The 11,487-nt window shown below is 71.3% G+C and carries 3 protein-coding genes; all 3 read right to left on the reverse strand.

Features of this window, described 5'->3' with window-relative positions; translation table 11 throughout:
* Positions 1-9: 9 nt before the first annotated feature.
* Genes CRP56_RS40245 through CRP56_RS40255 form a run of 3 tightly spaced genes read right to left on the reverse strand, consistent with a single transcriptional unit; the run spans position 10 to position 11,482 of the window.
* The gene (locus CRP56_RS40245) at positions 10-1,128 is read right to left on the reverse strand and encodes an RICIN domain-containing protein (RefSeq protein WP_097272678.1); all 1,119 of its coding nucleotides are present in this window, start codon (positions 1,126-1,128) and stop codon (positions 10-12) included.
* Complete coding sequence (locus CRP56_RS40250) at positions 1,125-1,865, reverse strand: type VII secretion system-associated protein (protein ID WP_107484052.1); 741 nt, start codon at positions 1,863-1,865, stop codon at positions 1,125-1,127. The genes CRP56_RS40245 and CRP56_RS40250 overlap by 4 nt, the downstream gene beginning before the upstream one ends.
* Positions 1,862-11,482 carry a hypothetical protein gene (locus CRP56_RS40255; protein ID WP_097272680.1) on the reverse strand — a complete coding sequence of 3,207 codons (9,621 nt, stop codon included), beginning with the start codon at positions 11,480-11,482 and terminating at the stop codon, positions 1,862-1,864. Before CRP56_RS40255 ends, CRP56_RS40250 begins: the two co-directional genes overlap by 4 nt.
* Positions 11,483-11,487: the final 5 nt, after the last annotated feature.

The following is an 11,487-nucleotide window of genomic DNA, read 5'->3' on the forward strand; positions in this document are numbered from 1 at the left end:
CGGGGCGCGTCACGCGGTGCTCCATTTCTGGTTCTGCGATCCCGTGCAGGTCCACAGCTGGATGCGGGTGCCGTTGGTCGTCAACTGGTCTTTGACGTCTACGCACTTGTCGGCCTGGACGTTGACCAGGTCGTGAGCGGCGTTGAGGTGGAACTGTTGGGCGCCGGTGCCGTTGCAGGTGGTCAGCTGGATCGTGGCGCCGTCGTCGCGGGAACCTCCGTCGACGTCCATGCACATGCCGAGGGCGCGTACGGTCCCGTCGGAGGCGAGCCGCCAGCGTTGCCGTGCGGCGCCCGAACAGTCCCAGATCTGCAGGGGAGTGCGCTCGGCGGTGCTGCCGTCGGTGACGTCGAGGCAGCGGCCGGAGGCGTGGCTGCGGAGACGGATGCCGGCGGTGGTGGGGTGGCCGGTGGCCGAGGCGGCGGGGGCCGCCTGCGTGGCCGTGCCGGTGGACTTCCCGTCCGGCGTCGGCGTGGTGTCGTCCGCCTTCGGACGGTCCGAGGCCTGGTCGGTGGCGGGGCCTCTGGATGCCTGGGCCGAGGGAGAGCCGGACGGGGGCGCGGCGCTGCCGTACGCGCCGGTCTCACCGCCTGTCCAGTGGTCGCCGGGGAGCGGGGCTCCGGTGCTTGCGTCCGCCCGGTCGGCGGGTCGGTCACCGTCGCCGTCGATGAGGAGGAACGGTACGGCGATCAGGACCGCACCGACGAACGCGGCGCCTGCCAGCAAGGGCTTGCGGGGGCGGGTCGGGGCCGACGCGGCCGCCAAGGGGGCGGATCGTGTACGGCTGGCGACGCCTCCCGAGGCGCCGACGCCGGCACCCCTGCGGGAGACCGCGGGCGACGGAGCCGGTTCGGCGGCCGTGAGTGCCGCGAACTCGGCCGCGGCGTCCGACATGGGGGGTGCGGCATCGGGCCCGGACGCCTCCGGTGGTGTGGCGGGTCCGCCCGTCGTGGCGTCCGGCCGGGACATCCCGGCGGAGGCCTCGGCGATCGCCGACGGTCCTCTTCGCCGCTGGGGCAGGGGAGACGGGAGGACCGGGGAGGGGGCCGGGGCCGCGTGGGCCTCGCCGGTCGCCCCCGGCCGGGCCTCCGGAGCCTCGCCCGCCGGCTCGTCGCGTGGGGTGGTCATGCGGTGCCTTCCGTGGCGGAGATTTCAGGTGATCCGGGCAGGGCTAGGTCGTCGGGCGCCGCGGACACCAGTGGCACGCCCGGGGCCGTGGGCTTGCCGAGGTCGTCGTCGTCCGGGTGGAACAGCCGTGCCGTGGCCGGGACATCGGCTGGACCGGCGTCCCGCGTGGTGGCCTGCAGTTCCTCCGCGCCCACCACCATGCAGGCCGGCCCCGCCGGATTGACGGTGAGTGTCATGCCGTACGCGGTCAACGCCCGTACGGGCAGCGTGTCGTGGACCAGCGAGCCGCTGAAAGGCTGGTGTTCGCGGGAGGTGAAGACCGGGATCGTCGGCTCGCCGTCCGGGGAGGTCATGGCGAGGGGGCCGCCCTCCGGCGCGCGCACGAAGGAGACCTCCGCGTCGGCCAGGGCGCGGAGCACGTCCGTCACCGGTCCGTACCCGGTGACGGCCAACCGTACGGCCTCGTCCACCGGATCGGTTGGTTCGGGCCAGCCGAGGGCCGACGGCGAGGGCCGGTACTCGGCGTTCGGCTCCCATTCCTCGACCTCGCCGGTTTCGCCGGACCGCCATTCGCCGACCACCGCCCAGCGCGGCGGCGGGCCGTCCGCGCGCCATCCGGGGTCGACGACGCCGATCCAGTGGTCGGGGGCGAGCCGGGCGGCCTCCCGGACCTCCTCCGGCAACGGTGGTGCGCTGGGCGGGAGTTGCCGCGCCCGCCCTGCTTCGCTGTGGGTCACTTACTGCTCCTGCCGGCTGCTGCGTCGTCGTCCTGCTGGTGCTGTGAGGGGTGCGGGAGGGCGTCCGTCCGGACCTGTTCCCGGGAGATAGACGAGGTGCCGGTGGCCGCTCCGCGCGGGGGCGTGTAGTGGACCAGGCGTGCGTGGTCGTTCTCCGGGCGGAAGCGGAGCAAGGGGGCGCCGTCAGGGCCGTGCGACTCCAGGACCTTCGTGAACACGCCCTTGCCGAAAGGTGATCGGGGCGCGCGCCAGTACAGATGGGCGCCGCGCGTGACGGCCATGTCGTTGTGGATCATCGCCTGTACGGTCTCGTCGTGCGTCGGTGTGTCCAGCCGTCCGCCGCCCGGTGTGGCCAGGTCGAAGACGGTGTGGTCGTCGGTGATCTCCGTGAGCGCGCCGTCGGGGGTGCCGCCCTGGTGGCCCAGGACCAGCCCGTCGCGGACGTGGAAGCGGTCCTCCTCGGCCAGCGCCGCCATGGTCGCGGACAGGTGGTGGAACTCGGCGAGCCGCTGCGCGTACCGGGCCTTGACCGCGGTCCAGGTCGTCCCGTCGAAGCCCGTGCGGTCCTCGGGGAGGTCCGGTTCGAAGTAGCCGACGAGACCGATGTGCTCCGCCCGCGCGCCGAGGTGGACGTCCAGGTCGTTGATCGTCTCGGCCTGGATCTCCCTCGGCCTGGGCAGCTTCCCCTCGTCCAGCCACTTCGCGGTGGCCGGGTGGGCGGGGCGTACGTCGATCATCAGCCCCCGCTCGCGCGCGATGCCGCGGAACTTGCCGAAGTTCTTCTCCGGAATGCCGTACCGCTGACGGGCGGTCTGGGGGGAGACGGCCGGGCCGATCCGGTGGCCGTGCGTCTGCCAGAGCTTCGCCAGATCTCCGTCGTCGAGGCCCAGCTCGGCGACCGTGAGCCGGGTGGTCGGCATGAGGCCCCAGGTCGCGGCGGCGCTCGCGCCCACGGTCAGATCCTGTACGTCGGCCCTGGTGACCTCCAGCCCCTGGAACGCCGGGTCGTGCGGACTGAGTCCGGCCGGGGGGCGCGGGCGGGCCGGCAGAAACTCCCCGCCGCGCTGGTAGAGGATCACCGCACGCCCGGCGGGGGCGCCGGCGAGGGGCGCGTAGGAGCGGCTTGAGCCGTCCTCGGCGACGATCGTGACCGTCGTCCCGGTCGCGTCGGCCGCTGTCCGGGCGGCGGTCCTGGTGGTCGCGGGGTTCCAGCGCCGGGCCGCGCGCAGGTGCGTGAGGATCAACTCGCGTTCCTGGGACAGGGTGAGCGGCACGTCGTCAGGGATGCGGCCGGCGGTGGCGTGGAAGCGGACGACGGGTCGTCCGTCGTGACCGAGGCTCTCTCCGGCGTTCGCCAGCTCGGTCGCGGTGAACGGCGCCCTGCGGTCCAGCAGCGAGCCCAGGGGCAGCGGACGCTGTTCGGCCTCGTCGCCGGAGAGTCCCAGCGCGTTCCAGAAGTTGTTGCCGTCCTCCGAGGGCTCCACCAGGTCGTACACCGTGCCGTCCGGGCCGGTGAGGGTGCCGGGACCGGGATGGTGATGCCAGCTGGTGGAGCCGGGGCCGGTGGTGAGCGTGCCGGTCGGCTCCCCGCGGCGGGCGTCCGGCCCGGCCTCGGTGTCGGACGGGCGCAGGGCAAGGCCGTTGCGTACGCCGAAGGTGAAGTGGCTCTCACCGACCGTGAAGGGGAGCGGCAGCCCGGCCGGGCCGAGGCCGACCGGCTCACCCCCGAAGGAGACCTCGTACTGCACGTCGTCCACGTACACGGCAGAGCCGGCCGGCCGTCGGCTCTGGTCCGGTAGCGAGTTGTCGGCGAACCGTTGCCACGCACCGTGCGGCCGGATCGTCACCCGCAGGGTCCGGGGACGGTTGCGGGAGTCGACGAATTCCGGCGAGACCCAGCCACTGCCCTGGAACACCTGGGGTGTGGCACGCAGGGCGAGGTCCAGCGCGGCCCGGGTGCCGTCCGGCAGGTTCGCGCGGTCGGCGATCTCGCGCACGACCTCGTCCGTGCCGCGCAGGACGACCAGGCTGTCGTCGAAGGGCACCTCGTCCTCGGGCGGCGCAGGGGGAAGCAGCGCTCGGTCCAGGCGGGGCGGGCGACGGGAGTCCAACTCCCCTTCTGCACCGGCGAAGGTATCGGTGCGGGTGGCGAGAGCGGGATGGTCGGCCGCGGGCTCCGCCGGGGCGAGCGCGGAGTAGTGGTTGCGGCCGTTGTAGAAGACGTGGACGGTCCGGTCGGCGTCCGGGTTGAGGACGTAGTCCGGGGTGCCGTCGGCGTTGACGACCACGACGCGCAACCCCAGTGCCTGTGCCACGACTTCCGGGGCGTGGTCGAAGAACGGCGTGTTCCACAGGGCGACGTCCCGGATGGACTCCGCCACCAGATCACCGAGCCTGCGCCCGCGCACGGCGGACAGCGGCGGCTCGCTCCGGGCCCACGTCGGATACGCCTCCCACAGCCACGCGCGCCAGACCGCCTCGGCCTCCGGACCGCCGTGGTTCAGCGCAGCCCTGAGCCTGTCCCGCTCGTTCCGGTCGGAGACGTCCTGGAGCAACTCCTCAAGCGCGTCACTCCGGTTGAGAAGGGCGTGCGCGTCGGAATCCGCGAACCTGTCAGCCGCCCTGTGCCGCAGGTCCGCGACGCTCTCGCCGACCTGGGCACCGTCCGGGGCCTGGAGGCGTGCGCTCTCCAGGAGCGACCGGAAGTAGCAGTCGCCGTCCCCGGCGACCGGCACCTGCCGGAAGGGCCGGTCCCCGCTGGTGAACATCGGGTGGGACCAGTTCCCGCTCTTCTGCCCGCGAGGGTCGGGGGACGCGGCGGTGGCCAGGAGGGCATCGGCGATCTTGTCGACGTCTTCGGTGAGGAAGCCCCTGGTGGACGGGTCCCTCCAGGGCTTCTTGGCGCCGCGGTTGTTGTTCTTGCCGGGGACCCAGGCGGGGTGCTTGAAGGCCTGGGCGAGGTTGGCGAGTTCCTTCTTCTGCTCGGGCGTGGCGAGTTTGGTCTTGCGGTACTCCGCCTCCGTCTTCTGCCATGCGTCCAGTGCTTCGAGGGCGATCTGGCCGGAGAGGGTGGGCGGGCGCTGGACGACGATGCGTTCGTAGCCGATGGTGAGGGGCGCCTTGGATGTGCCCTCGTGCCATTTCTGCATGCGCTCGCCGCCGAGGCTGCCCTCTTCTTCGAGGTACTTGACCTTGTGCCCGGCGAGGGCCATGGCCTCGAGGTTCCCGCTGCGGAAACCGAGGTGCTGGAGGGAGCCTCTGCTCTGGAGGCGGAGGTATTCGTACAGGCGCATCTGCCCGGTGCGGGTGTCGCCGCCCCAGGCCGCCGTGCCCTCCTTGTCGTCCCAGAAGTCGGTGAGGTCGTGGACGGCCAGACCGGTCCTGCGATGCTTCTTGGCCATCTCCGGGTAGTGGGGGCGGCTCTTGGAGTTGACCCTGGCGTCGCCGGCGATGATGACGAGCGGGCCCGGCGGGTTGTCCTTGGTGCGGTCGTGGATCGCGGTGAGGAGTTGGTCCATGCCGGTGTAGCTGGTGTCGTGCTCGACGTGGACGTCGCCGCGTTTGCCGCTGAAGCGGGACCACAGGACGATGACCTCGCGGTCCGGTTCGACGGTGATGTTCCTCGCCGCGAGCCAGTCGGCGACCCTGTCCTGGTCCTCCTGCGGGAAGGCGGCACTGTCCAACTGCCAGGCCCGGCGGGCCTTCTTCCGCTCCTCCGAGCTGAAGTTCTTGCCGAGCCAGGTGGTCGCCGCGCCCACCGGGACGACCAGGTCCCTGAGTTGTCTCGCCGTGGGCAAGGTGTCGGGGGTCAGGCCGTTGACGGAGGTGAAGACGCTCTGGGCCAGGGCGTCGGCGTCCTCGCCCCCGCCGATGGTCCGCTGGTGGATACGGTCCTCGGCGATGCCGCTGGAGCGGTAGAACGCGGCGATGTCGTCGCTGCGGTCGCGTGGGTTCTTGGGGTCCCCGTCCCTCACCACGACGACGTGCACGTTCTCGTCGCCGAGGAGATAGGTGGCGATTCCGAACTGGTCGCCGGTGGCGTAGCCCGGGTGTATCAGGACCTTCTTCAGGTCGGCGGCGGGCGGCTTCTTGGCGAGGCGGGCCGCCTTCTCTTCCTTGCTCTCCTTGACCTTGTCCGGATTCTTGTCCTTGCCCTTTCCCTTGCCCGACTCCCACAGGGGGGCCCGGACCGGGGCCGTGTCCACGCCGGGCGCCGGCCGGGGACCGGTGTGTGCCGCGAGGGGCTGGACGGTGAGGGCGCCGGGCGCCGTGTCCGGGGCCGCCGTGCGAGCGGCGGTCAGGACGGCGCGGTACTGGTCCGGAGCCGGGGTCACCGTGCCGGGCAGCCCGAAGTTCTCGCGAGTGATGCGGGTCAGCAGGTCCGGGGTCATCCGACCGTCGGTGTAGTCGTCCGTCGTACCGTTCCAGCGCAGCGCCTCCAGCGCGCCCAGTCCGCGCAGCAGTGCGGGATCGGTACCCGTGTCGATGCCGGTGGTGCCGCGCAGGGTGCGGACGAACTGGAGGGTGCGGTTGGCCGCCCACGGGTCCAGGGCTTCGCCGCCCTGATGCAGCCCGGCATGTACGGCCAGCTCCGCCAGGGCATCGCCGGACGGCTCGGGTAGGAAGAGGACCCACTCACTCGCGACGACCCCGCCCTCACCGTCGTCCGACTCGACGTCGAGGGTCGGGCGAACCCGCCCCGGACCGTCGAGCGCGGTACCCGCCTTGGTCCTGGGCGCGAAGACCGGACGGCCGGTCGTGTTGGCGACGTGCTGGGCGACCGGCAGGCCGCCATGGGAGGGCCGGGCGCCGGTGTGGCAGGAGTAGAGGACGATCGGCTGTCCGTCGGGACCGAGCCCGCCCCAGCGGATCAGATACCTGCCCAGCTCCGGGCCGGTGACCGAGACCTTGTCGTACGTGACATAGGTGACTTCGGGAGGCGTCTTCTCCGCCGAGGGCGTTTCCTCCGTTCCCTCGACAGGAGGCGTCTTCTCTGCCGAGGGCGCGTCCTTCGGCCCCTCGACGGGACGTGTCTTCTTGGGGACGGCGACCGTGCGGGGCGCCCCGAGGGCGAGGTCGACCCGGGTCGCCTTCCCGTGTCCGGCGAAGAACGACACGCCCTGGCCCCGCCAGGGCACGTCCTTGGGCGCGCCGATCAACACCCGGTCGTTCGGGCGGTAGTCGGAGTACTCGGTGGTGGAGGTCACCGTGTCGTAGCGGGCCGCGCGGTCGCGCCAGTCGGCGTCGGTGAAGGAGGCGAGCCCCTGAGCCAGTGCGTAGTTGCGGAAGGCGGTGTCGGGCAGTGCTTCGCCGTCCAGGGTCCGGACCTGTCCCGGTGCGGTGGGCGGGAGGGTGACCAGGATGGTGGGGCGTGCAGGGGCGGTGCCGATGAGCGCATCGGCGATCTTGTCGACGTCTGCGGGCAGGAAGCCCTTGGTGGTCGGGCTCTTGAAGGGCTTGTCGGCGCCGGGCTCGTTGTCCTTGCCTGCGACCCAGGCGGGGTGCTTGAAGGCCTGGGCGAGGTTGGCGAGTTCCTTCTTCTGTTCGGCCGTGAGGGAGTCGAGCTTGCGGTACTCCTCGTCCTTCTTCTCCCAAGTGCCGCGTGCCTCAAGGGCGATCTGGCCGGAGCGGGTGGGCGGGCGCTGGATGACGATGCGTTCGTAGCCGATGGTGAGAGGGGCCTTGGACGTGCCCTCGTGCCATTTCTGCATGCGCTCGCCGCCGAGGCTGCGCTCCTCTTCGAGGTACTTGACCTTGTGCCCGGCGAGGGCCATGGCTTCGAGGTTGCCGCTGCGGAAGCCGAGGTGCTGGAGGGAGTTCCCGCTCTGTCGGTTGAGGTATTCGTACAGGCGCATCTGGCCGAGGCGGGTGTCGCCGCCCCAGGCCGCCGTACCGTCCTTGTCGTCCCAGAAGTCGGTGAGGTCGTGGACGGTGAGTCCGTTCTCCCAGTGCTTCTGCGTGAGCTCGGGGTAGTGGGGGCGGCTTTTGGGGTTGACCTTGGCGTCGCCGGCGATGATGACGAGCGGGCCCGGCGGGTTGTCCTTGGTGCGGTCGTGGATCGCGGTGAGGAGTTGGTCCATGCCGGTGTAGCTGGTGTCGTGCTCGACGTGGACGTCGCCGCGTTTGCCGCTGAAGCGGGACCACAGGACGATGACCTCGCGGTCCGGCTCGACGGTGATGTGCTTCTTCGCCAGCCACTTGGCGACGCGGTCCTGGTCCTGCTGCGGGAAGCCCCGGTCGTCCAGGTGCCAGGCCTCGCGGACCTTGTCCCGTGTCGTGCGGCTGAAGTTCTCCCCGAGCCAGGTGGTCGCCGCGCCCACCGGGACGACCAGGTTCTTGAGCTGGTTCTTCGACATGGACGACGACTTGCCTTCGAGGCCGTTGACCTTGTCGAAGACCGCCATGGCGTGGGCGTCGCCGTCGGTGTCCGCGGTGACGGTCACCTTGTGGACACGGCCGTCGGGGATGCCGTTGGCGCGGTAGAACGCCTCGATGTCGGCGCTGCGGTCGTTCTTGCCGTCGGGATCCTCGACCACGACGACATGGACGTTCTCGTCGGCCAGCAGATAGGCGGCGATGCCGAACTGGTCGCCGGTGGCGTAGCCCGGGTGGTGCAGGACCTTCTTGAGACCGGCGTCGGGCTTGTGCCCGGCCAGGCGGGCCGCTTTGGCCTCCTTGCTCTCCTTCTCGTTCTTCCCCTTCTCCTTCTTGCCCGATGCCCTGCCCTTGCCGACGGCTGGAGGAGGCTGCCGGCGCGCCGACCCGAGCAGGGCGTCGACGGTCGCGGGGCTCAGCCGGTGGAGGTTGTCCAGGACGCGCTGGTCGACGGGTGTGCCGCGGAGGACGTCGATGAGTTCGTCGACGCGACTGGAGGTGGCGGGCCTGGTGGTGTCGTCGGCGCCGAGGGGTGTGTCGGCGCTGCTGGTGGTCTTCGGCGCCACGAAGGTCTCGGCCGGCCGTGGAGCGGGGGTGTTCCGGATCGCCGAGTAGTGGTTGACGCCGTTGTAGTGGACGTAAAGGGCCCTGCCCGCACCGGGGTTGAGAGGCAGGTCCCAGGCGCCGTTCCCGTGCTGCTGCACCACGGTGATGTTCAGGCCGAGCGCCTGGGCGATCCCGGACGGGGCCAGGTCGAAGAACGGCGTCGTCCACATGCTGCGGTCGAGGATGGAGTCCGTCACCAGGTCACCGAGCCGGCTGTTCAGGAAGTCGGCCAGACCGGGGCGGGTCTCCGCCCAGCCCTGGTACCGCCGCTGCACGAGCTGGGACCACAGCTCCTCTGCCCGCCGGGTGTCGTCCCCGGTGAGGATCTGCCGGATCTGGTCGCGCATCATCCGGGCGCGGACCCCGTTGGACAGCTCCTCGCGCTCTGCCCGCTGGGCCTTGCCGAGCACGGGCTGATAGCCGGGCTGCAGCGCACGGACCGCGGCGTCGGGCAGATCCGTGAGGACGGCCCGGTCGGCGTCGGAGCGGACGAGGCGCCGGAGTTCGTCGCCGTAGAGCTTCTTGTGCAGCTGGTTCTCGATGTCCTTCTGCTGCTCGGCGGAGAGCTGCGGCCGTGCACCACCCGTGAGGGCCGTCAGGTCGGCCGGACCGAGGTCCTGCAACAGGACGTCCAGCACGTCACGCCCGTTCGCCTCCTCATATGCCGCGGAACCCCGGTACGCCTCCGCCGCGCGCTGCCGAAGCTGCGGGACGTCGAGTGCGACCAGCTCCGAGCCATGGCCTTGGTGGTGCAGACCGGCGAGGAGTGACGTGAAGAAGCAGTCGCCGTCTCCGACGACTTCGAGGACCTGGAGCTCGTCGCCCTGGAAGGGGATGGTCCGGGCGAGGGAACGGGGTTGGGCGGCGACCGAGGACGGAGCCACCGCCGAGGAGCCGCTCGGCGCGGGGGCGTGTGCGGGCGCGGTCGACGGCGGAGCGGTCGTCGTGGTCGAGGTGGTGGATGTCGTCGTGATCGGCGCCGGCGCGGCGGAAGAGGTGGTGGTGCCGGGCTCCATCCGTGCCGGGATGTCGGCCACAGGAGTGGCGGAGACGGTACGACGGGGAGACGGGGCGGATTCATCGGCGCCGGAGGTGTCGTGGGCGCCCGATCCGTCGCGGCGGCTGGTCGTCGGCGTACGGGTGGGCGCGTCCGAGCTGCCCGTCGAGGTGCCCGTCGTACGGGTGGGCGCATCCGAGCTGCCCGTCGACGTGCCCGTCGTCCCGGAAGTGCCCGACGTGTTCTGCGAAGGTGCCGTGGACGACAGGGGCGGCGCCGCCCCGGTCCGCCCGTCCTCGGTGTCGCTGTCGCCGCCCTCGTGGAGCGGGTCGTGGACCGGCGTCTCCTCGTCCCGTCGGGTGTCGTCGGTCTGCCCGCCGCGCCCGGCCGGCGTGCTCCTGGTCCTGTCAGCGTCCTGGCCGGCCCCGGCGGTACCGCTCTTGCCGGTCCTCGCCGGCCTCCCGGACCCGTCGGAGGCCTGCGTCTCGCCGGACGACCCGCTCGACCCCGTCGCCTTGGGGGCCCCAGTCCCGGTTCCGGTCGCAGCGCCCAAGCCCCGCACATCATTGACCGCGTCCATCTGCACGTTGAACTGCGACCCGAACTTCGCCACCCCGGCGAACACCGCGCCCATGAACAGCGCACTGCCCGCCGCGGTCAGGAAGGTGTCCCCGCTGAGTGCCCAAGTCCCCGTGAACAGGCCCACGGTGACGAACTCGCCGCCGGTCTCCGCGGCACCCTCCAGGACGGCGTCGCCCACGCCGTCGCCGAAGTCGTCCCTCAGGTTCCGGTCGTTGCCGACGTCTCTGGTGCCGCGCGTGTCCCGATCGCCGCCGATGTCGCGGTTGTTGTGCCCGGACGACAGGTGGTTCCGGTCGGTCTTCGACAGAACGTCGTCGTCGAGGTTCTTGACGAGGGTGTCGTCGAAGTGGTCCTTCCGGAAGAACTTCTTGAACTTGTCGACGACCCCCTCGAAGGCTCCGTGGAACATCCCCGTGATGCCGCCGAACACGGCGTCCTGGAGGATCTGTTCCCAGTCGAAGCCGTGCGGGCGCCGTCCGTCGGGGCCGAACGCGATCATCGACAACCGCACGGCGAACGTGGTGAACGCCTCGTCGAAGGCCTCGCTCAGACTCGGCATCAGATGCGTGCGCCGCATCAGGTTGTCGAGGATGGTGAGGAGGGTGACCCGGCTCTGTGCCCGGGCCACGGCCGCCTTCCCCGCCGCGCTGCCACCGCTGAAGACGGACATCACCAGGATCACGGCCAGCTCGATGAGCAGCCGGACGATCTCGGCGATGATCTGCCACTTCGCCTCCATGATGTTCATGGAGGTCTCGACGCGGCTCTGGGCGACCACGTCGAGTTCGGCGGCGAAGTCCTTGAGCGCGTTGCGGCCCCGGTCGTCGACGAAGAGGTTCATCGCCCGGACGTACCGGGTGGCGACGGCGGGCGGCAGCGCGCGGCCGACCTCCACCACGGACACCTCGATCAGGTCGGACAGCCTGTGGAGCTGCCGACCGAGGCGAGCGTACGGCTCATGGCTCTGATAGGCCTTGTCCTCGTCCGCCTGGAGCATCCGCTCACCGATGAGCAGGAGCAGCAGGTTGTTGACTTCGGGCGAGACGTGGATGGCCATTGGCT

The sequence above is a fragment of the Streptomyces sp. TLI_55 genome (assembly GCF_900206255.1).
GTDB lineage: Bacteria > Actinomycetota > Actinomycetes > Streptomycetales > Streptomycetaceae > Streptomyces > Streptomyces aquilus.

Coding starts and splice junctions, on each gene's coding strand:
- CRP56_RS40245 (WP_097272678.1), bottom strand. CDS start 1,128: ATGACCACCCCACGCGACGAGCCGGCGGGCGAGGCTCCGGAGGCCCGG.
- CRP56_RS40255 (WP_097272680.1), bottom strand. CDS start 11,482: ATGGCCATCCACGTCTCGCCCGAAGTCAACAACCTGCTGCTCCTGCTC.